General features: G+C 64.3%; 19 protein-coding genes. 12 read left to right on the top strand and 7 right to left on the bottom strand.

Annotated features, from left to right (window positions below):
- Nucleotides 1-16: 16 nt before the first annotated feature.
- The 8 genes from bchC (at nt 17) to pufM (ending at nt 7481) form a co-directional block, all read left to right on the top strand.
- The gene (bchC, locus tag Q0L48_RS03450) at nt 17-964 is read left to right on the top strand and encodes a chlorophyll synthesis pathway protein BchC (RefSeq protein ID WP_296717303.1); all 948 of its coding nucleotides are present in this window, start codon (nt 17-19) and stop codon (nt 962-964) included.
- Nucleotides 964-1968, top strand: coding sequence for a chlorophyllide a reductase iron protein subunit X (locus Q0L48_RS03445; protein ID WP_296717302.1), 1005 nt, complete (start codon nt 964-966; stop codon nt 1966-1968). The genes bchC and Q0L48_RS03445 overlap by 1 nt, the downstream gene beginning before the upstream one ends.
- Nucleotides 1969-1973: 5 nt before the next feature.
- Nucleotides 1974-3530 (top strand): chlorophyllide a reductase subunit Y, encoded by a 1557-nt coding sequence (gene bchY / locus Q0L48_RS03440; RefSeq protein WP_296717301.1) that lies wholly within the window; start codon nt 1974-1976, stop codon nt 3528-3530.
- Nucleotides 3527-4972: a chlorophyllide a reductase subunit Z gene (bchZ, locus tag Q0L48_RS03435; RefSeq protein ID WP_296717299.1), complete on the top strand. Its 1446-nt coding sequence runs from the start codon at nt 3527-3529 to the stop codon at nt 4970-4972. Before bchY ends, bchZ begins: the two co-directional genes overlap by 4 nt.
- Nucleotides 4973-5140: 168 nt before the next feature.
- Nucleotides 5141-5314, top strand: a complete 174-nt coding sequence (pufB, locus tag Q0L48_RS03430; protein WP_296717298.1) for a light-harvesting antenna LH1, beta subunit — start codon at nt 5141-5143, stop codon at nt 5312-5314.
- Between the two features lie 64 nt (nt 5315-5378).
- On the top strand, nt 5379-5573 hold the full coding sequence (gene pufA / locus Q0L48_RS03425) for a light-harvesting antenna LH1, alpha subunit (protein ID WP_296717296.1): 195 nt from the start codon (nt 5379-5381) through the stop codon (nt 5571-5573).
- A 97-nt stretch (nt 5574-5670) separates the two neighbouring features.
- The gene (gene pufL / locus Q0L48_RS03420; protein WP_296717295.1) at nt 5671-6495 is read left to right on the top strand and encodes a photosynthetic reaction center subunit L; all 825 of its coding nucleotides are present in this window, start codon (nt 5671-5673) and stop codon (nt 6493-6495) included.
- Between the two features lie 14 nt (nt 6496-6509).
- On the top strand, nt 6510-7481 hold the full coding sequence (gene pufM, locus Q0L48_RS03415; protein ID WP_296717293.1) for a photosynthetic reaction center subunit M: 972 nt from the start codon (nt 6510-6512) through the stop codon (nt 7479-7481).
- A gap of 203 nt (nt 7482-7684) precedes the next feature.
- Here pufM and Q0L48_RS03410 read toward each other — a convergent pair whose 3' ends face one another.
- The 7 genes from Q0L48_RS03410 to Q0L48_RS03380 form a co-directional block, all read right to left on the bottom strand.
- Nucleotides 7685-7951: a hypothetical protein gene (locus tag Q0L48_RS03410; protein ID WP_296717289.1), complete on the bottom strand. Its 267-nt coding sequence runs from the start codon at nt 7949-7951 to the stop codon at nt 7685-7687.
- 4 nt (nt 7952-7955) lie between these two features.
- Entirely contained in the window at nt 7956-8438 is a 483-nt protein-coding gene (locus tag Q0L48_RS03405) for a TspO/MBR family protein (RefSeq protein WP_296717287.1), read from the bottom strand.
- A 56-nt stretch (nt 8439-8494) separates the two neighbouring features.
- Nucleotides 8495-9691, bottom strand: coding sequence for a geranylgeranyl diphosphate reductase (locus Q0L48_RS03400; protein WP_296717284.1), 1197 nt, complete (start codon nt 9689-9691; stop codon nt 8495-8497).
- Nucleotides 9688-11049 (bottom strand): BCD family MFS transporter, encoded by a 1362-nt coding sequence (locus Q0L48_RS03395; protein WP_296717281.1) that lies wholly within the window; start codon nt 11047-11049, stop codon nt 9688-9690. Before Q0L48_RS03395 ends, Q0L48_RS03400 begins: the two co-directional genes overlap by 4 nt.
- Nucleotides 11049-11978, bottom strand: a complete 930-nt coding sequence (gene chlG, locus Q0L48_RS03390) for a chlorophyll synthase ChlG (RefSeq protein WP_296717279.1) — start codon at nt 11976-11978, stop codon at nt 11049-11051. Before chlG ends, Q0L48_RS03395 begins: the two co-directional genes overlap by 1 nt.
- Before the next feature lie 333 nt (nt 11979-12311).
- A complete protein-coding gene (gene ppsR / locus Q0L48_RS03385; protein ID WP_296717278.1) occupies nt 12312-13646 on the bottom strand; it encodes a transcriptional regulator PpsR in 1335 nt (444 codons plus the stop codon).
- Between the two features lie 100 nt (nt 13647-13746).
- On the bottom strand, nt 13747-14643 hold the full coding sequence (locus Q0L48_RS03380; RefSeq protein ID WP_296717275.1) for a B12-binding domain-containing protein: 897 nt from the start codon (nt 14641-14643) through the stop codon (nt 13747-13749).
- A 294-nt stretch (nt 14644-14937) separates the two neighbouring features.
- On the opposite strand from Q0L48_RS03380, the gene bchF reads away from it, so the two are divergent.
- Genes bchF through Q0L48_RS03360 form a run of 4 tightly spaced genes read left to right on the top strand, consistent with a single transcriptional unit; the run spans nt 14938 to nt 21954 of the window.
- A complete protein-coding gene (bchF, locus tag Q0L48_RS03375) occupies nt 14938-15438 on the top strand; it encodes a 2-vinyl bacteriochlorophyllide hydratase (RefSeq protein WP_296717274.1) in 501 nt (166 codons plus the stop codon).
- Entirely contained in the window at nt 15435-16748 is a 1314-nt protein-coding gene (locus tag Q0L48_RS03370) for a ferredoxin:protochlorophyllide reductase (ATP-dependent) subunit N (RefSeq protein ID WP_296717272.1), read from the top strand. The genes bchF and Q0L48_RS03370 overlap by 4 nt, the downstream gene beginning before the upstream one ends.
- 3 nt (nt 16749-16751) lie before the next feature.
- Entirely contained in the window at nt 16752-18323 is a 1572-nt protein-coding gene (gene bchB / locus Q0L48_RS03365; protein ID WP_296717271.1) for a ferredoxin:protochlorophyllide reductase (ATP-dependent) subunit B, read from the top strand.
- Nucleotides 18313-21954, top strand: a complete 3642-nt coding sequence (locus tag Q0L48_RS03360; protein WP_296717269.1) for a magnesium chelatase subunit H — start codon at nt 18313-18315, stop codon at nt 21952-21954. Before bchB ends, Q0L48_RS03360 begins: the two co-directional genes overlap by 11 nt.
- Nucleotides 21955-21963 lie beyond the last annotated feature (9 nt).

Raw genomic sequence — 21963 nt, 5'->3', positions numbered from 1 at the left:
GGTGGAGAGTGAACCGATGAACACGCTGGCTGTCATACTTGAAGCTCCGGAGCGCCTGGCGCTGCGGTCGCTGGGTATGAAGCCGGTCAAGGCGGCAGATGTCGTCGTCGATATCGCGTGGAGCGGGATCAGCGCCGGTACCGAAAAGCTGCTGTGGACGGGGCGCATGCCGCCCTTCCCCGGCCTCGGCTATCCGCTGGTTCCCGGTTACGAATCGGTCGGACGGATCGTCGATGCCGGGCCGGAAGCGCGCGGGCGAATCGGCGATTGGGTCTTCGTTCCCGGCGCCAATTGCTACACCGACGCGCGCGGGCTGTTCGGCGGCACTGCTCGCCGCGTGATCGTGCCTTCGGCGCGGGCACTGCCGATCCCCGAACATCTGGGCGATGCGGGCGTGCTGTGCGCGCTGGCCGCCACCGCCTTCCACGCGATCAAGGGCGGCATCGACAGCCGTGACACGCTGCCCGATCTCATCATCGGCCACGGCGTGCTTGGCCGCTTGCTCGCCCGGCTGACGCTGGCGCTGGGCGGCAAACCGCCGACCGTGTGGGAAACCAACCCCGCCCGGCGCGAGGGCGCGACCGGCTATGCCGTGATCGACCCGTCGCAGGACGAGCGTAGCGATTATCATTCCATCTACGATGCCAGCGGCGATGCGAACCTCATAGATACGCTGGTGATGCGGCTCGCCAAAGGCGGCGAGATCGTGCTTGCGGGGTTCTATTCGGAACGCGTCAGCTTCGCCTTTCCTGCCGCTTTCATGAAGGAAGCGCATTTCCGCATCGCGGCCGAATGGCAGCCCGGCGATCTCGCCGAGACGCGGGTGCTGATCGAAAACGGGCGGCTCGATCTTGCGGGGCTGGTCACGAACCGCCGCCCGGCGACCGAAGCCAGCGAGGCCTATCCGCAGGCCTTCACCGACCCTGATTGCCTGAAAATGGTTCTCGATTGGAGCAATTGCTGATGTCAATACTCGAAACCCGAACCCTGGATGATCAAGCCGCCATGCTTCGCGATGAAGCCGGGCAGGAACCCGATCCGGTTCACACCGGCGAAGTGACCAAGGAAACGCAGGTCATCGCGATCTACGGCAAGGGCGGTTCGGGCAAAAGCTTCGCGCTGTCCAACCTCAGCTACATGATGGCCCAGCAGGGCAAGCGCGTGTTGCTGATCGGTTGCGATCCCAAGTCCGACACCACCAGCCTGCTGTTCGGCGGCAAGTCCTGCCCGACGATCATCGAGACATCGTCGAAGAAGAAGCTGGCGGGCGAAGAAGTGAAAATCGAAGACGTCTGCTTCCAGCGTGACGGCGTATTCGCGATGGAACTCGGCGGCCCCGAAGTCGGGCGCGGTTGCGGCGGTCGCGGGATCATCCACGGGTTCGAACTGCTCGAAAAGCTGGGCTTCCACGATTGGGGCTTCGATTACGTGCTGCTCGATTTCCTCGGCGACGTGGTGTGCGGCGGGTTCGGCCTGCCGATCGCCCGCGACATGTGCCAGAAGGTCATCGTGGTCGGATCGAACGACCTGCAATCGCTCTATGTCGCCAACAATGTCTGCCAGGCGGTCGAATATTTCCGCAAGATGGGCGGCAATGTCGGCGTAGCCGGCATGATCATCAACAAGGATGACGGCACCGGCGAAGCGCACGCGTTCGCAGAAGCGGTCGGCATTCCGGTGCTCACCGCGATCCCCGCGAATGAAGATATCCGCCGCAAGAGCGCGAATTACCAGATCATCGGCATCCCCGGCGGCGAATGGGCGAGCCTGTTCGAGGAGCTGGCGATCAACGTCGCCGAAGCGCCCCCGGTGCGCCCGACCCCGCTGACGCAGGACGGCCTGCTCGGGCTGTTCAGCGCGGACGTGACCGGCGGCAATGTCCAGCTGGTTCCGGCGACGCAGGCCGATATGCGCGGCGGCGTGTTCGAAACCCGCGAGAGCCTCGAAGTGATTTACGACGAGGCATGAGCGCGATGGACGATCTCACCCCTCAAGACGCGTCACGCGCCCCGGACCGGATCGATCTTTCCGCTGCCTCCACCGCTGCGCCCGAAGCTGGCGGCTGCGCCAGCAAGGACACGATGCGCGATGCCGCGCGGGCTGCGGGCAAGAGCGAAATTCTGGATCGCTATGCCGAAGATTACCCCGTCGATCCGAAGGCGGGCCCGCATGATCAGCCGCAATCGATGTGCCCGGCCTTCGGCTCGTTGCGCGTCGGTCTCAGGATGCGCCGCACCGCGACCGTGCTGTCGGGCTCGGCCTGCTGCGTTTACGGCCTCACCTTCACCTCGCATTTCTACGGTGCGCGGCGGACGGTGGGCTATGTGCCATTCTCCAGCGAAACGCTGGTCACCGGCAAGCTGTTCGAGGACATCAAGGAAGCGGTCGAAGGCCTCGCCGATCCTGAACTCTACGATGCGATCATCGTCACCAACCTCTGCGTCCCCACCGCCAGCGGCGTGCCGCTGCGGCTGCTGAGCGACCAGATCAACGGCGTGCGCATCATCGGTATCGACGTGCCGGGCTTCGGCATTCCGACCCACGCCGAAGCCAAGGACGTGCTGGCCGGTGCGATGCTGCAATATGCGCGCAACGAAGTGAAAGCCGGCCCGGTCGCCGCCCCGCGCGAACGCACGGACAAGCCCACGGTGACGCTGCTGGGCGAGATGTTCCCGGCTGATCCGGTGGTGATCGGACAGATGCTTGCGCCTTTGGGCCTTGCTGCTGGCCCGGTTGTCCCGACCCGCGAATGGCGCGAACTTTATGCCGCGCTCGATTGCGCCGTGGTCGCCGCGATCCACCCGTTCTACACCGCCAGCATCCGCGAATTCGAAGCCGCCGGGCGCCCGGTCATCGGCTCGGCTCCGGTCGGCGCGGATGGCACTGCGGCCTGGCTGCAATCGCTCGGCGACACGCTTGGCCTGCCGCAAGCGCAGGTCGACGCGGTCAAGAACACCATGATTGCCGCCTGCCGCGGCGCGCTCGACAAAATGCCGATCAAGGGCCGGATCACGGTTTCGGGCTATGAAGGCTCCGAGCTGCTGGTTGCGCGCCTGCTGGTCGAAAGCGGCGCGGAGGTGCCCTATGTCGGCACCGCAACCCCCCGCACCAAATGGTCGGATCCCGACCGCGAATGGCTCGAAGCGCGCGGCGTGAAGGTGCAGTTCCGCGCCAGCCTTGAGCAGGATATTGCCGCGGTCGAGGAATACCGCCCCGATCTCGCCATCGGCACCACCCCTGTGGTGCAATATGCAAAATCGCGCGCGATCCCCTCGTTGTATTTCACCAACCTGATCTCGGCCCGGCCGCTGATGGGCCCGGCGGGCGCAGGCAGCCTTGCGACGGTGATCAACGCGGCGATGGCGAACAAGACCCGCTTTGACGCGATGCGCGACTTCTTCGAAGGCGTCGGCACCGAGCATGCCGCGGGCGTGTGGGAAGAACTCCCCGTCGACCGTCCCAAGTTCCGCAAGAAGTACGCAGCCTTGAACGAGGCCGCGCGCAAGGCAGCGGAGGCGATCGGATCATGAGCCTAGTTCTCGATCATGACAGGGCTGGCGGCTATTGGGGCGCAACCTACGTCTTCACCGCGGTGAAGGGCTTGCAGGTCATCATCGATGGCCCCGTCGGCTGCGAAAACCTGCCAGTAACATCGGTGCTGCACTACACCGACGCCCTGCCCCCGCACGAGCTGCCGATCGTTGTGACAGGCCTTGGCGAGGAAGAACTGGGCAAGACCGGCACCGAAGGCGCGATGAAGCGCGCGTGGCAGGCCTTGGATACAGAATTGCCCGCAGTGGTCGTCACCGGCTCGATCGCCGAGATGATCGGCGGCGGGGTGACGCCCGAAGGCACTAATATCAAACGCTTCCTGCCGCGCACCATTGACGAAGATCAGTGGCAATCGGCTGACCGCGCGCTGACGTGGCTGTGGACCGAATTCGGCCCCAAGAAAATGCCCGCCAAGCGCGAACGCAAGGACGGCGAAAAGCCCCGCGTCAACATCATCGGCCCGGCCTATGGTATGTTCAATATGCCGAGCGACCTCGCGGAAATCCGCCGGTTGGTCGAAGGCATCGGTGCCGAAGTCGGCATAGTGTTCCCGCTCGGCAGCCACCTGGCGGACATCCGCGATCTGGCGACATCGGACGCCAATGTCTGCATGTACCGCGAATATGGCCGCAACCTGTGCGAAACGCTGGAGCGGCCCTATTTCCAGGCACCGGTCGGCCTGACGCAGACCACCAAATTCCTGCGCGCATTGGCAGCCGAACTGGGCCTCGATCCAGAACCTTTCATCGAGCGGGAAAAGCACACCACGATTAAGCCATTGTGGGATCTGTGGCGCTCGGTCACGCAGGATTTCTTCGGCACGGCGAGCTTCGGCATCGTCGCCAACGAAACCTATGCGCGCGGCATCCGCCAGTTCCTCGAAGACGATATGGGCCTGCCCTGCAACTTCGCGTTCGCGCGCTGCGCCGGGGTCAAGCCGGTGAACGAGGAAGTGCGCGCCGCGATTTACGCCAACCCGCCGCTGGTGATGTTCGGCAGCTACAACGAACGCATGTACATGGCCGAATGCGGCGCGCGCGGGATGTATATTCCGGCAAGCTTCCCCGGCGCGGCGATCCGCCGGCACACCGGCACGCCCTTCATGGGCTATGGCGGCGCGACCTATCTGGTGCAGGAAGTGTGCAATGCGCTGTTCGATGCGCTGTTCCACATCCTGCCGCTGGGCACCGAGCTGGACAAGGTCGACAAGACCCCGGCGCGCAGTCTGGCTGAATTGACCTGGGACAACGACGCCAAGGCGCGGCTCGATACATTGGTCGATGCCCAGCCGGTGCTGATCCGCATTTCCGCAGCCAAGCGCCTGCGCGATGCGGCCGAACGCACCGCCCGCCAGCGCGGGGAAGCCATCGTCACGGCAGACTGCCTCGAAGAGGCGCTGCTGGAAGGAGCAGGAGCATGAACCGCATGCACCGCTCCACACTGAATTCGCTTGTGCGGCCCCTTGCCGCACCAGCGCATGCCAATGCCCCCCAAAAGGGGGCTCTCCAATCCACGTGGGGGATCACGCGGGGATGCCGACGGGAGCTTTCGGGCTCTCAATCAAACCCAACTGAACGGAGACATACTTATGGCTGATCCGACTCCCGGAGAACGCGTCGGGACTTACCTGACGCCCGAAGAGGCACAGGAAATCCACAAGGGCTTCATGGGGACTTTCGTCCTCTATGTGGTGATCGCACTGGTCGCCCATGCCCTCATGTGGGCTTACAAGCCCTGGATTGGCGCTGGCTTCGGCCAGTGATCGGCTGACCCCGGCTTAACGCCGGGCAGCCGTGCTAATCATATCTTTTGAAAGGAATTTTCCCATGTGGAGAATCTGGTTCTATTTTGACATCCGCCGCACTCTCGTGGCCCTTCATGTGGGTCTCGCGGTGCTGGCATTCGCGATCCACTTCATCCTGCTGAGCACGGATCGTTACAACTGGCTCGAACGCGCTCCCGGCGTGGCCGCGCCGGTACAGGCCGCTATCGAATCGTCGGAAGCTCCGGCGGCGGGATAACCGACCTCGAAATGTGAGGGGGCAGGTTCGCCTGCCTGCCTCCTAACACTCTTTCGATAATTCAAACGCCCGCCTTACTGGCGGGAAGGATGGACCTATGGCGCTCCTTAGTTTCGAGCGGAAATACCGCGTACGCGGTGGTACATTGATCGGCGGCGACCTTTTCGATTTTTGGGTCGGGCCGTTTTATGTCGGATTCTTTGGAGTGACGACGGCTATCAGTGCCTTGCTTGGCACAGCGCTGATATTCGCCGCAGCCGCCCAGGGTCCGACACTCAACCCCTGGCTTATCTCGATCAATCCACCGCCGATCGACGCCGGGCTCGCCTTTGCTCCCTTGAGCGAGGGCGGATATTGGCAAGTGATCACCGCCTGTGCGGTGGTCGCCTTCAGTTCGTGGGTGCTCCGCCAAGCGGAAATCTCGCGCAAGCTGGGCATGAGCTATCACGTCCCGATCGCCTTCAGCGTCGCCGTGTTCGCCTATGTCACGCTCAACGTGATCCGTCCGATGTGGATGGGCGCGTGGGGCAACGGCTTTCCCTACGGCATCTGGACCCACCTGGATTGGGTCTCGAACGTGGGCTACGCCTTCGGCAACTTCCACTACAACCCCGTGCACATGCTCGCGATCACGTTCTTCTTCACGAACTGCCTCGCGCTCGCACTGCATGGCGGCCTGGTGCTTTCGGCGGTCAACCCGACCGGCGGAACCGACGTGAAGACGCCGGAATATGAAGACACCTACTTCCGTGACTTCATCGGCTATTCTGTCGGCACGCTCGGCATCCACCGGGTGGGGCTTTTCCTTGCGCTGAGCGCCGGGTTCTGGAGCGCCATCTGCATCGTCATTTCCGGCACTCTGTATGTCGGCAGCTGGATCGAATTCTGGGATTTCTGGAAGAAGATCCCGATCTGGTCGTAAGGAGCACCTGAACCATGGCGACATATCAAAACATCTTTACCCAGGTGCAGGTCAAGGGGCCGCCGGAAATGGGCGTTCCGATGCCTGCCGGCGAAGACATCCGCATTCCCTACACCGGCTACAACTACTGGTTGGGCAAGATCGGGCAGGCCCAGTTCGGCCCGATCTATCTCGGCACGCTCGGGCTGATCAGCCTTGTTTTCGGCACGCTGGGGTTCCTGATCATCGGCTTCAACTTCTGGGCCGAGGCCGGCTGGAGCCCGCAGGTGTTCATGCGCGAATTCTTCTGGCTTTCGCTTAACCCTCCGGGTCCGGAATACGGCTTCAGCCCGTTCGTTCCGCTCAAGGAAGGGGGCTGGTGGATTCTGGCAGGCTTCAGCCTCACCGTCTCGATCCTGACCTGGTGGGCGCGGACCTATCGCCGGGCCAAGGCGCTGGGCATGGGGATGCACATCCCCTGGGCCTTCGCCTCGGCAATCTGGCTCTATCTGGTGCTCGGGTTTATCCGCCCGATGTTGCTGGGCCAGTGGTCCGAAGCCGTGCCGTTCGGCATCTTCAGCCACCTCGACTGGACCAACAATTTCTCGCTGGTCTACGGCAACCTGTTCTACAACCCGTTCCACGCGCTCTCGATTGTCTTCCTGTATGGGTCGGCGCTGCTGTTCGCGATGCACGGGGCGACGATCCTCGCACTTGGCCGTTACGGCGGTGAGCGCGAGATCGAGCAGATCACCGATCGTGGGACAGCCGCCGAACGCGGCGCGCTGTTCTGGCGCTGGACGATGGGCTTCAATGCCACATTCGAATCCATCCACCGTTGGGCCTGGTGGTTCGCAGTGTTGACCACACTGACCGGCGGGATCGGCATCCTGCTGACCGGCACGGTCGTCGATAACTGGTACCTGTGGGCGCAGGAGCATTACTACGCTCCGGAAACCTCAAACTACGATCCGAGCGACGCAATCGCGGGCTCGACCGGGCAATAAGGGCGGGCCGGGCTTTGCGGCCCGGCTGCTCCACCCTCGGCACCAATATGACCCGGCTTGGCCTTCTGGCCGGGCCGGGTTTTTCTTTGGGCGGGGTACTAGAAGATCGACGCCCCAAGGCGATGATGATGCCGGGCGACGCCGGATGCGCGAATGTTGGAAAACGCTAGCGCAAGCCGAGCGGCGTACTGATCGGACGGTTGTTAGGGCTTGGGAGGCGCGGCAAGGCGCGCCGACAGATCCATCAGATGCAGCGGCAGCGACGCTGCCAGCGGCAGCGCGATCCACCACCAATCGGCCCCGGTCAGCGCCGCCCGCAGCCCCAGCACTATCAGTGCCGCCGGGCCGAGCAGCGCGGCGACCGCGCGCCAATGCCACCCGCGCCGCAGCCGCAGCCACAGCGCCTCTGCCATCAGCACCGCAAGGATCAGGTCAGCCGCATGGCCGCTGGCGAAGAAATCCGCCATCATCGCATCAGCCGAAGGGGGCGTTGAGTTCCACCACCGCCCAGTTGAGCGCGCCGGCAAATGTCACCCACGCCAGATAGGGCACCAGCAGTGCGGCGGCGGTGCGCGAAAAGCGGCCGCAATAGACGATCAGCACCGCGATCGATAGCCACAGCAGGGTCAGCTCGATGAAGGCCCAATCCGGGCGCTGCATGCGGAAGAAGATCAGGCTCCAGGTGATGTTGAGAAAACCGTTGAGAGCGAACAGCATGAGCACCCATTCGGATTTCGCCGCCGTGGGCGCGGCCCGCCAAGCGGTGATCCCGGCGATCGTGATCAGCGCGTAAATCACCGTCCAGCCCATCGGGAACAGCACGTCGGGCGGGTTCCAGCCGGGCTTGTCGAGCGCCTGATACCACGGCCCGAGATCGGTGATCGTCGCCCCCAGCGCCGCAACGCACAGCGCCGCCCCGGTGGCGACGGTGACGGGCATGATCATCATTCTGTTCATGGCACTGGTCTAGGGTTCGCGATTACAAGCTGCAATGGCCGAGATGGCGACTGCGCCTAATGTGTCGCGGCCCTCAGACCCAGCAGATGCGCGGTGTCTTTCAGGAAAATCTTGACGTGGGCCATCGGTTTGGCGCGCACCAGCTTCTTGTGCATATAGGCCTGCCAGGTCAATTCCTGCACGTCCTTGTCATCGCACATGGTCACGAACCGCTCGCGGCGCTTGTCGGACGAATACCAGAAATACTGCATCATCCCGAGCACCCAGAACACCGTGCCGTGTTCCTTCATGAACTTCTTGCGCGCGGTCCTGAGCTGCTTGGCCTCGCCGGTCTTGAGGAAGGCGCTGGCCGCCTCGCCGACCAGCCGGCCGCCGACCATGGCGTAATAGATGCCCTCGCCCGAAGCCGGGGCAACCACGCCCGCCGCATCGCCGGCGACGATCACGTCGGCGCCATTGTCCCAGCGCTTCAGCGGCTTCAGCGGGATCGGCGCGCCTTCGCGGCGCACCGTCTCACACCGGTCGAGCCCGAGATCGTCGCGCATGGTGGCGATTGCGCCCCTGAGCGAAAAGCCCTTGTTGGCGCTGCCCACCCCGATGCTCGCGGTGTCGCCATGCGGGAACACCCAGGCGTAGAAATCGGGCGAAAGGCGGCCCTGATAAAACACGTCGCAGCGCGAAGCGTCGAAGTTCTCGGTGTTCTTTTCGGGCGATTTGATGATCTCGTGATAGGCGAACACGCAAGGCACGCGCTCGGCCCCGGGCAGGCATTGCTTGGCCACGGCTGACCGCGCGCCGTCCGCGCCTATCACCACGCGGGCGCGCACGCCCTCGATCGGGCCGCCGCGGGTCCGCCGGAAGGTGACAATCGGATGCGCCTCGTCATCGCGCTCCACCTTCTCGAAGGTGGCGGTGAGGCGTTCCGCGCCGGAATGGCGCGCGCGTTCACGCAGGGCTTCGTCGAATTCGTCGCGGTCGACCATACCGACATAGCCGATCTCGCCCACCGGCATGTCGACCGCCCGGCCCGAAGGCGCGATCATCCGCGCCGAACGCGCCTTGGCGACCAGCAGGCTTTGCGGAATGTCGAAGTCGGCGAGCAACCGCGGCGGGATCGCGCCGCCGCAGGGCTTGATCCGCCCGCCGCGCTCGATCAGCAGCACCGAATGGCCCGCCAGCGCAAGATCGGTCGCTGCCGTCGCACCCGAAGGCCCACCGCCGATGATTACCGCGTCATAGATAGTCTGGTTCATGCGAACTGCTCCCTCTGCGTGTTTGCAATGCCGGCGCGCATTGCTGCCCCGCCTGTCGCCCTGATGGCGAGGATGGCTGCGGCCAGAAATGCCGCAGCCTCGATGCTGAAAATCAGCTGAAATGCAGTGCCATCGTCGCCCAGCGCGCTCCGCGCGATGTCGACCCCGACCGCGCCCGTCAGCCCGCCAAGTCCGAACGCGATCGCCTGGCTGGCGCCCCATACGCCCATGCGTACGCCTTCGCGGGTGTTCTCGCCCGCGCCTGCCAGTCCCATCATAGCCCCGATCGCGGCGACGGCGAACACGCCATTGCCCAGCCCCAGCACGAACACGTTGATGCCGAGCGGCCAGCCCGGCCCGGCCACGGCCGCCAGCCCCAGCGCACCCAGCGCCGCGGCCGACAGCAGACAGCCGCTGACCACCCAGATCCGCAGCCCGTCAGGCCGCTTGCCACTGAAGGCGCTGCCGCCAATCCCGGTAACAATCATGCCCAGCAGAATGCCGCCCTGATGCTGCCCGCCCAATTGCGTCGATTCGCCCGGCGCAAGGCCGAACACCAGACCGGCGAAGGGTTCGAGGATGAGATCCTGCATCGAAAAGGCGATCATCGATACGAAGATGAAGATGGTGAAGCGCCGCGCCGCAGGCTCGTGCCAGATTTCGGAAAGCGCCGCGCGAAAATCGGGGGCGGCGCCAGCCTTGGCCGCGTTGCCGAACCGGCCCGCCTGCCGCTCCAGCCGGAAGGTAGCCAGCACTGTCAGCGTCACCATCGCCAGTGCCAGCCCGCTTGCGACAACCAGCAGCCGTTCGAACGAGAACGGCTCGATCAGCGCGCCCACAGTAATCGCCGACGCGACAATGCCTGCGACCATCATGATCCACGTCACCGCCGCCGCCGCTGCCCGCCGCTGCGGCGCGACGCCTGATGCCAGCAGCGCCAGCGCCGAGGTTCCACCTGCACCCACGCCTGCGCCGATCAGCGTGTAAGCCAGCACCGCCAGCGCAAATCCGGGTATGAAGGAGGTCGCGAGCAGTATTGTCGCCTGCGTCGCCAGCAAGCCTCCCGCCGCCAGCACTGCCACCCCGCCGATGATCCAGCGGGTGCGATTGTTGCCCTTGTCCGACGCATGGCCCCATAGTGGGCGCCCCAGTTGCACTGCGTAATGCCATCCTACCAGCCCGGCGGGAATTGCCGCCAGCAGCCCCAGTTCGACCACCATCACGCGATTGAGAACCGTCGTCGCCAGCATCACCAGCGCGCCGACCGATGCCTGCACAAGCCCGATGCGGATGATTGCCAACCAACCGAACCCGGCATTGCTCACCTCTGTGGAGGAAGAGGCGAGCGAGGCCCGCATCAGATGTAGCCCCCGAGGCCTAGTGCCGCGGCGAGCATTCCCAGCACGTACAGCGTCACGCCCACGCCATTATACCACGGGGCATATTTCGCCGGATCGCGGATCAGGCGCGGCATGGCGGCGATCTGCGCCGCCAGCACTCCGGTGACGATCAGCGCCGACAGGGTGAAGCCCCACAGCGCCAGCAAGGCGATCACCACGATCTGCGCCACCGCCATGGTGATGCAGGCAGTGCGCGCTGCGACCTCCACGCCCATCACCACCGGCAATGATGTAAGGCCGGTCTGCCGGTCGCCTTCGACCGCCTTGAAATCGTTGAGCACCATGATGCCGTGCGCGCCGAGCGAATACATGAAGAGTATGACGACCACCTCGACCGAGGGCATCGCGCCGAGCATCACGGCAGCGCCGGTGAACCAGCTCAGGCCTTCATAGGTCAGCCCGCACACCAACGGGCCGAGCCAGCCATTGGCCTTGAACCGGAACGGCGGCGCGGAATAGGCCCAGGCAAAGGCGAGGCCGACCAGCGCGGCAATGAACACGATCGGGCCGAGCAGCCAGCCCACTGCGGCGGAAATCAGCGTGGCGATAATGGCAATATACAGCCCCCAGCGCCCCGGAATGCGGCCCGACGGGATCGGCCGGTCAGGTTCGTTGATGGCATCGACATGGCGATCGAACCAGTCGTTGACCGCCTGACTGGTGCCGCATACTAGCGGCCCGGCGAGCATCACGCCCCCGGCCACGAACCACCAGCGCCCATCGAGACCCGCGCCGGACGAGACCGCACCGCACATAAAGGCCCACATCGGCGGGAACCAGGTGATCGGTTTGAGCAGGCGAAGCACGTCACGCGGCTTCGGCCGGAGCCTTGCTGGTGGTGCCGCCGGAACGGACACGGAGTGAGTCGCAGGTGCCGAATGTTCCATAATGCGAGGCTATGCCTGACAAGCTAGGGCGTCAAATTGTTTTGACACTGTCTATCCGCCTGACACCGGAATTTTTTCGATTCAGCCGTCCAGAGTCGCTGTCAGTGTCCAATCCGGGACACAAAGCCAGCTTGACAGTAGGCATTCGGGGGCCTCCGCAAGGCTATGCGCAGGGGGCCTGAACAGGCCTCATCCAGTCGATCTGAAGGTGATTCAGCGCAATTCCGGTGCAATTTTCTGCGATTTGGGTGCGGTTTTGGTGCCGTTTTGCGGGCCGGTGTGCACCCTGCTCTGGGCGCCGCATTGTCCTACCTGCCGCGCCTTGCAGCGCAATCAGTCGTTGTCGCCTGCCAGATTGCCGAGGCCGTAGCGGTGCAGTTTGGAATAGAGGCTCTGGCGCGAAAGGCCGAGGATTTCCGCCGCCGAAGCGCGATTATCCGAGGTATAGGACAGCGCCGCCTCGATACACAGACGCTCGATCAGATCGGTGCTTTCGCGCACGATATCCTTCAGGCTCATGCGTCCGACCAGCTCGGTAAGCTGCTCGACCGAGCGTGGCATTTCCTGCGAATTCGGCGGCAGATCGCGCAACCGGCGCCCGATCGGGCGGATCACGAAAGCATAATAGGGATCATCGCCGCCGGTCCTTACCGCTGACAATTCAATCGGTTCGCCTTCGAGATCATGACCTACCCGCAGCACGGTGCTGACATTGCGCGCCGCGCCATGCTGGTCGATCTGGCCCTCGATCAGGTCGAGATCGATCCCCGGCCGTCCGATCGATTCGGACAGGTGCCGCCCGCGCAATTGATCGACGCTGGCGGCCTGTAAAAGCTCGACAAATGCGGCATTGGCGGTGACGATTTCCAGATTGCTGTCGGCCACCACGAAGGCGTCCGGCATCAGGTCGACCAGTTCCAGCACCGGGGAGTTGACGGGTGCCATCCGCTCACCGGCGGGGGCCAGTCGCACCAGCAGGAACTGGCCGCGATCCTGCGTGAATCCGGTGACCGAAACCATCACGTCATGCGCGCCGTGCGCGAGGCGGATCTGCGCCGGACTGACCGTGTCGGACACCATCGCGGCCCCGACCAACGCCTGCAACGCATCGTGCGAAACCTTTTCGATCATGGTGGGAAGCTTCTTGCCCGTCAGGCTTCCGGCGCGGGCACCTGCCATCGTATGCGCAGCCGGATTGGCCTCTCGGATGCGCAGCGTCGCGGCCTCAATGATCAGCACCGCTTCGGTCGACCGTTCGAACAGCATGCGGTAGCGCGCTTCGAGCTGGCGCATCCTGAGATAGTCCCGCTCAAGCGATTGCTGCACCTGCAACAGGCGCTGCTGAAGCTTGCCCGCATCGCGCAGATCCCGCCCGAACGCGATCCGGTGCGCGCCGCCATCGACGCTGAGAACTGCATAGCGAATCGGCACTTCACCTTCGCGCGAAGGGTGGTTGACCTGGCGCCAGTGCTGCACCTCGCCCTTGCGGGCTGCGGCCAGCATCTCCATGATTTTCGGGCGACTTTCGTCTGTCACCGTTTCAATCCAGTTGGTGCCGACCCAGCCTGCAAAGCCCGGGAATTCGCGCGGATCGAACGCCGCATCGAGAATCGTCCCGGTATCGTCGAGCACCAGCGTGACATCGCCCGCCATCATCGCCAGTTTCATTGCCGCATCGGCATCCAGCGAGTGGAAAAGTTCAGCTGCTCTCCCAAAGGGATGCTTGCCTTCAATGCTATGTTTTCGGGTGAGCATGGGTGCGCGGGGCCTATCGCAGGTTCTGGCTGCAGAGCGGGGCTACCTTCACCAGATGCTCGGCCGTCTCGAGCGCGGCAAGCGCATCCGTGCCCGTGCCATCAGCTCCGACTTCTGCAACCATATCAGGGTTCTCGTTGATCATTCGTCCGCCCACCAGCACGGTGATGCCGGGGTTGGCCGATGCGCTGCGCATCGCCTTGACGAGGTTTGCGAGCGCGGCGCTAGGACAGTCGCGCGCGAGGGTCAATCCTACCACATCGAAGGGCCGCTGGGCGATCCGATCGAGCAATTCGCGGCGCTCCGGTTTGACCAGAGCCTCGCTCTGCCAGCCGGCGCGCGAGAAGACTTCCTCGATCATCAGCGTGCCGAAATTATGGTGATCTCCCGGCATTGGCGAAAACAATGCGCTGCGCGGAACATTGAGCGAGGGCAGATCGGCGGGCGAGCGTGCGGCGATTTCGCGCATCACTTCCTGCAACCGCCACAGACCCATCGTCACGTCGATGAAGTCGCACTCGTCGTTTTCCCACATCACGCCCAGCTTGCGCGCGGCCGGAGCGAGTAGGTCGAGGCAGATGATCTCCACGCTGGCACCTTCGGCAATGAAAGCATCGACTTCCTCGAGCAGGCTGGCCGCTTCGAGCCGCAGCGGAAGCATCGCAAACCGCGACGCAGCTTCGGGCGCAATCGGCCGCCCGTGCTTTGCGTTCGGGCGGGAAGCGCCGGAATCATGCGCCATCAGCAGGCGCGGAATGATCTCGCTTTCGATCATCGCATTGACACTGTCATGCGATTCCCGGGGAGAGGCCGATCCCCGCTTTCGCACCAGTTCGAGCGGCACGGCAATGACGCCGCGCAGAACCGCCGAACCGGCGCCGAATATGGCGGAAGGCTTCGAATCACCCATTGCCAGACCCTCCCAGGTCATGCGGAACACCTTCCGCCGGAGGTAACGAGCCCGCATAAACAAGCGCGCTCATGGCCCTGATCCCGAAAAGCCAGCGACTCCAATCTACGCTTTTTCGGGGACAGGCGCAAACCCACGTTACCGCCCTGCGCGAAATCGTCAACAAAACTAAACGTCCAATCTAGTTGACACTCAAGCTCGAACGGGCTTAATCTCCGAGTCACACAAGAGAGGCTAACGCTAGAAATGACTCGGACGGATCAAACATCCCCGGTCGACCACCAGCTCCCACCGATGGGCGCTGGCCGTGACAAGGAGAAGAGCCGGGCGCTCTACACCGCTGAAGAGCGGGTCCGGCGCGACGAGTCGGTCTGGACGATCGTCCAGGGGGTGCTAGCTCCCGTTCAGTTTCTGGTGTTTCTGGTCAGTCTCGGTCTGGTGCTGCGCACGCTGATGAGCGGCGAAGGCGCATTTGCCGCCGATGTCTCGATCGTGGTCAAGACGCTGGTGCTCTACACCATCATGATCACCGGCTCGATCTGGGAGAAGGTCGTTTTCGGCAAGTGGCTGTTCGCCCCCTCCTTCTTCTGGGAGGATGTATTCTCGATGCTCGTGCTGGCGCTGCACACGCTTTATCTGGTGATGCTGTTCGGTAGCTACGGTACGCTGGAACAGCGCATGCTGGTCGCACTGGCCGCCTACAGCGCCTATATCATCAACGCCGGTCAGTTTCTGTGGAAGCTGCGCATGGCCCGGTTGGAAGGCGCCAATGCGCCGCAGGCGGTGCCGGCATGAGCGCAGCAGGCATCCTCGATGGCTGCGCGGCCGAAATCGCCCGCGACCCGGCTCCCGTCGCTGCGCCCGCCCGCCCGATCCTGCGTGAACGCGGTCAGCGCGAAGTCTTCTGCGGCCTCACCGGCATAATCTGGCTGCATCGTAAGATGCAGGACGCCTTCTTCCTCGTGGTCGGTTCGCGCACCTGCGCGCACCTGCTGCAATCGGCGGCGGGCGTGATGATCTTTGCCGAGCCCCGCTTCGCCACCGCGATCATGGAAGAACGCGATCTGGCCGGCATGGTCGATGCGCAGGACGAGCTTGACCGGGTGGTGAACCGCCTGCTGGAACGCCGCCCTGACATCCGCACGCTTTTCCTTGTCGGCTCGTGTCCGTCCGAAGTGATCAAGCTCGATCTGGCCAAGGCAGCCCAGCGCCTCGGCGCGGTGCACATGCCGCGCGTGCGCATCCTGAACTATTCTGGCAGCGGGATCGAAACCACCTTCACGCAAGGCGAGGACGCCTGCTTGTCCTCGCTGGTGCCGGTGATGCCTGCCCTTCCCGCCGATGCGCCCAGGGAGCTGCTGATTGTCGGCAGCCTGCCGGACATCGTCGAAGACCAGTTCCTGCGCCTGTTTGCCGAGATGGGCATTGACAAGGTCGGCTGTCTGCCCGCCCGCAACGCCCGCGATCTTCCGAGCGTCGGCGCGAACACGCGTTACCTGCTGGCCCAGCCGTTCCTCGGCGAGACTGCGATGGCATTGGAAGGGCGCGGCGCTCAGCGGATCGAGGCTTTGTTCCCGTTCGGTGTCGATGGCACCTCCGACTGGCTGCGTGCCGCGGGCGAAGCCTTCGGCATCGATCCTGCGCTGACCGAGCAGGTCATTGCGCCGGGCCGCGCCCGCGCCGCCCGCGCACTCGCCAATCTGCGCCCGCAGCTGACCGGCAAGCGCATCACCTTCCTGCCCGATTCGCAGCTCGAAGTGCCGCTTGCACGCTTCCTGCAGGACGAACTCGGCATGGAGCTGGTCGAAGTCGGCACGCCTTATCTGCACCGTGCGCATCTGGCGCGGGAGCTTGACCGCTTCGGCCCGAATGTGCGCCTGTCCGAAGGCCAGCACCTTGACCGCCAGCTTGACCGCGTGCGCGCCGACCGGCCCGATATCACGGTTTGCGGGCTTGGCCTTGCCAACCCGCTCGAAGGCGAAGGCCTGACCACCAAGTGGGCGATCGAGCTCGTCTTCTCGCCGATTCACGGTTTCGACCAGGCCGCCGATCTCGCCGAACTCTTTGCCCGGCCGCTGCGGCGCCGCGACATGCTGGAGATCTAGGCGATGCAACTGGCAGTCTGGACATATGAAGGCCCCCCGCATGTCGGCGCGATGCGCGTGGCGACCGCGATGGAAAAGCTCCATTACGTGCTGCACGCGCCGCAGGGCGACACTTATGCCGACCTGCTGTTCACGATGATCGAACGCCGCGGCAAGCGTCCGCCGGTCACCTACACCACCTTCGAAGCGCGCGATCTGGGCAAGGATACAGCGCAAATCTTTCAGGATGCCGCACGCGAAGCCGTGGCGCGGTTCAAGCCGCAGGCGATCATCGTCGGCGCGTCCTGCACTGCAGAGCTTATACAAGATGATCCGGCAGGGCTGTCCGAGGCGATGGGCCTGCCCTGCCCGGTCATACCGCTCGAACTGCCGAGCTATCAGCGGAAAGAAAACTGGGGCGCGGCCGAAACGTTCTACCAGATCGTCCGCAATCTGGCAGACAAGTCGTTGGTCCGCGAACCTCGTGAAGGGCGCGCAGCCCGCGCCAATATCCTCGGCCCCACCGCGCTTGGCTTCCGCCACCGCGATGATCTGGTCGAGATCCGCAAGATTCTCGCCCTACTGGGTGTCGAGGTCAATCTCGTCGCTCCGCTGGGTGCTACGCCAGAGGACATTACCCGGATCGGCTCGGCCGATTTCAATATCGTCCTCTACCCCGAAATCGCAGATGAGGCCGCCCGCTGGCTCGAAAAGACTTTCGATCAGCCCGCAGTGCGGACCATCCCTATCGGCGTGGGAGCAACCCGCTCCTTCATCGCCGACGTCGCCGAGTTGGCAGGTGCAGATCCCACGCCTGCCCTCGGCGACACCTCTTCCCGCATGCCCTGGTGGAGCCGGTCGGTCGATTCGACCTACCTGACATCCAAGCGCGTGTTCATCTTCGGCGACGCGACCCACGCCGTCGCCGCCGCCCGCATCGCGCGTGAGGAACTGGGCTTCGAAGTCTGCGGCCTCGGCTGCTACAGCCGCGAATTCGCCCGCGAAGTCCGCGCGGAAGCCGCGCGCTGCGGGGTCGAACCGTTGATCACCGACGATCATCTCGCAGTCGAAGACGCCATCGCCGCCGCAGCGCCCGAACTGGTGCTGGGCACGCAGATGGAACGCCATATCGCCAAACGGCTCGGCATCCCCTGCGCGGTGATCAGCGCGCCGGTGCACGTGCAGGATTTCCCCGCGCGCCACAGCCCGCAGATGGGCTTCGAAGGCGCCAACGTGATCTTCGACACCTGGGTGCACCCGCTGGTGATGGGGCTGGAAGAGCACCTGCTCACCATGTTCCGCGAGGATTTCGAATTCTCCGACGAAGCGGGCGCGTCGCATCACGCGGCGCATTCCCCGCGCAAGTCTTCGGTGCACACGGAAGTTGAAGCGCCCGTTGCCGACATCGCGGTGACGGAGGCCCCCGATTTCGGCGCAACCGGTTGGACGGCCGAGGCCGAGCGCGAACTCAAGAAAATCCCGTTCTTCGTGCGCGGCAAGGCACGCCGCAACACCGAAGCTTTCGCCGCTGCCGATGGCCGCGCCGAAATCGACCTTGAAACCCTCTATGACGCAAAGGCGCATTATGCACGGTAGCGTCCCCTCCGCCGCATCCGTCGACCCGCGCGCGCCCGTCCGGGTGGTGATCGTCACGCTCGACAACCACCTGAAGGGTGCAGTCGACCGGGCGGATGCGATGCTCGCGCCCGAAGGGATCGAACTCAGCCTGCACGCCGCATCGGAATGGGGCAGCGAAACGGGCGATCTGGAAACCGTCAAAGCCGCGATTGCCGAAGCCGACATCGTGATCGCAACGATGCTGTTCCTCGACGATCACATTCGCGCCATCCTGCCCACGCTCGAAGCGCGGCGCGAGGAATGCGACGCGATGGTGTGCCTGATGTCGGCGGGCGAGGTGGTCAAGCTGACCAAAATGGGCGGCTACCGCATGGACGCGCCGGCCAAAGGCCCGCTGGCATTGCTCAAGAAGCTGCGCGGCAACGCGGGCAAGAACGGCAAGCCCAATTCTGGCGCGGGGCAGATGAAGATGCTGCGCCGCCTGCCCAAAATCCTGAAGTTCATCCCCGGCACCGCGCAGGATGTGCGCGCCTATTTCCTCACCCTGCAATACTGGCTCGCCGGTTCGGACGAGAACGTGGTCGCGATGGTGCGCGCGCTGATCGATCGTTATGCTGCAGGCGAGCGGATGTATCGCCGCGGCATCACCAAGGCCGAAGCCCCGGTCGATTACCCCGAAACCGGGGTCTATCACCCGCGCACCCAGCAGCGCATTTCCGAAAGCCTGCGCCTGCTCCCGCGCGAAGAAGGCCGCGAAGGCACTGTCGGCCTGATCCTGCTGCGATCCTACCTGCTGGGCCGCGACAGCGCGCATTATGATGGCGCGATTGCCGCATTCGAAGCCGCTGGCCTCAAGGTCGTGCCGGTATTCGCCAGCGGACTGGATGCGCGTCCGGCGATCGAACAGTTCTTCATCGGCCCCGATGGCCGCCCGACAGTGGATGCGGTGGTCAACCTCACCGGCTTCTCGCTGGTTGGCGGCCCCGCCTATAGCGATGCGGCCGCAGCGCGCGAAATTCTGGGCAAGCTCGATCTGCCCTATCTCGCCGCTCACGCGATCGAATTCCAGACCATTGAGGAATGGGCGCATCGCGCCCAGGGCCTGCTGCCGCTCGAATCCACCATGATGGTCGCCCTGCCCGAACTCGACGGATCGACTGTGCCGCACGTGTTCGGCGGACGCGCTGGCAATACCGGCCCGTGCTGCACCGGTTGCGACCGGCAATGTCCGCGCCCGGCCTCGGAAAAGGCCAAGCCGATGCAGGCCTGCCCCGAACGTGCCGAGGCGCTGGCCGCGCGCACTGTCCGGCTGGTGCAGCTGCGCAAGGCCGAGCGTGCACAGCGCAAGCTCGCCATCGTGGTGTTTAACTTCCCGCCCAATTCCGGCGCGACTGCCACCGCCGCCTTCATGGCGGTGCACGAATCGCTCTACGCCACGCTGCAACGGCTCGCGGCCGAAGGTTACGACGTCGAAGTGCCCGAAAGCCTCGATGCGATGCGTGCTATCCTGCTGAAGGGTAATACCGAACGTTATGGCACCGATGCCAATGTCGCGCACCGCATTCCCGCCGACGAGCACGTGCGGCGCGAAACCCACCTTGCGGAAATCGAGGCGGCATGGGGCCCGGCACCGGGCAAGCAGCTGGCCGATGGCGGTCATATCCTTATCCAGGGCGCGCATTTCGGCAACGTCTTCGTCGGTGTGCAGCCGGGCTTCGGTTATGAAGGCGATCCGATGCGGTTGCTGTTCGAAGGCGGCTTTGCCCCTACCCACGCCTTCAGCGCATTCTATCGCTGGCTGCGCGAAGATTACGCCGCGCACGCGATCCTGCATTTCGGCACGCACGGCGCGCTGGAATTCATGCCGGGCAAGCAGGCAGGCATGTCGGGCAAGTGCTGGCCTGATCGCCTGATCGGCGACACCCCCAATTTCTATCTCTACGCCGCCAACAACCCGTCCGAAGGAATGCTGGCCAAGCGCCGCTCGGGCGCGACTCTGATCAGCTACCTCACACCGCCGTTGGCGCATGCCGGGCTTTACAAGGGCCTGACCGAGCTGAAGGCGACTGTCGAACGCTGGCGCACAACCATTGACGACGCCGATCACGCCGAAGAACGCGCGGATCTCGCGCAGCTGATCGCCGACCAGAGCGAGGCGCTGGACATCGCCTATGACGATATCGGCGAACTGCCTGCGCGGCTTTATGAAATGGAAGAGGCGCTGATCCCGCACGGGCTGCACATCCTCGGCAGCAATCCGCAGGGGCAGGCGCGTGAGGACATGCTCGACGCGATGTGCGAAGCGGGCAGCCTTGATGGGGCGACGCCCGACCGTGCGATGCTGGCGGCGAAGCTCGATTCCTCCGATGAACTCGGCGCTCTGATCCATGCACTCGATGGTGGTTACACCCAGCCCGCCCCCGGCGGCGATGTGGTGGTGAACCCCGATGTGCTGCCCACCGGGCGCAATATCCACGGGTTCGATCCGTTCCTGATGCCCTCGGCCTATGCCTGCCGCTTGGGCAGCGAACAGGCCGAACAGCTGATCGCGCGTCATGTGAACGGCGGGCAGCCTTTCCCCGAAAGCATCGCGATGGTGCTGTGGGGCACCGACAACATGAAGTCCGAAGGCGTGCAGATTGCCCAGGCGATGACGCTGATGGGTGCCCGTCCCCGGCGCGATTCCTATGGCCGGCTGTGCGGCGCCGAACTGATCCCGCTGGAGCAGCTCGGCCGTCCGCGGATCGATGTGGTGATGACGCTTTCGGGCATCTTCCGCGATCTTCTGCCGATGCAGACCCGGATGCTGGCGCAGGCCGCGTTGCTGGCGAGCCAGGCCGACGAGACGCCGGAAGCCAATTTCGTGCGCAAGCATACGCTGGCGCAGATGGTGCAGCATGATTGCGATCTGGAAACCGCGGCACTGCGGGTGTTCTCCAATGCCGAAGGTGCCTACGGGGCCAACGTCAACCAGATGATCGCGGGCGGCGTGTGGGCCGATCCCGATGAACTCGCCAACGCGTTCGAGATCAACAAGGGCTTTGCCTACGGCGTCTCGGGCAAGCCGGTGCAGCAGCGCGAGATCCTGCACTCCGCACTCGGCACGGTCGATTTCACCTACCAGAACCTCGAAAGCGTCGAACTGGGCATCAATGATGTCGACCAGTATGTCGATGGCCTCGGCGGCGTGACCCGTTCGGTCGCGCGGGCGAAGGGCGCCGAAACGCCGGTCTACATCCTCGATGCCACCCGCGGCGCCACCAAGGTGCGCACGCTGGCCGAACAGATCGACCTTGAAACCCGCACCCGCACGCTCAACCCCAAGTGGTTCGAAGGCCTGCTGGAACATGGTTACGAAGGCGTCCGTCAGATCGAAGGCCACGTGACCAGCACGCTCGGTTGGTCGGCCACCACCGGACAGGTCGCACCGTGGGTGTACCAGAAGATTTCCGAGACATTTGTGCTCGACGAGACGATGCGGCGTCGCTTGTCGGAGCTCAATCCCAAGGCCTCCGCCGGGGTGGCCAATCGCCTCCTCGAAGCCTGCGACCGCCATCTGTGGGAGCCTGACGAAGCCACACTCGCCGCCTTGCGCGAAGCCAATGATGAACTCGAGGACCGCCTTGAAGGCGTGTTCGCGGGCGAATGAACACGAGGG

The sequence above is a fragment of the Erythrobacter sp. genome, assembly GCF_024305245.1.
Classification (GTDB): domain Bacteria; phylum Pseudomonadota; class Alphaproteobacteria; order Sphingomonadales; family Sphingomonadaceae; genus Erythrobacter.
This window is presented reverse-complemented; position numbering and strand designations above follow the sequence as displayed.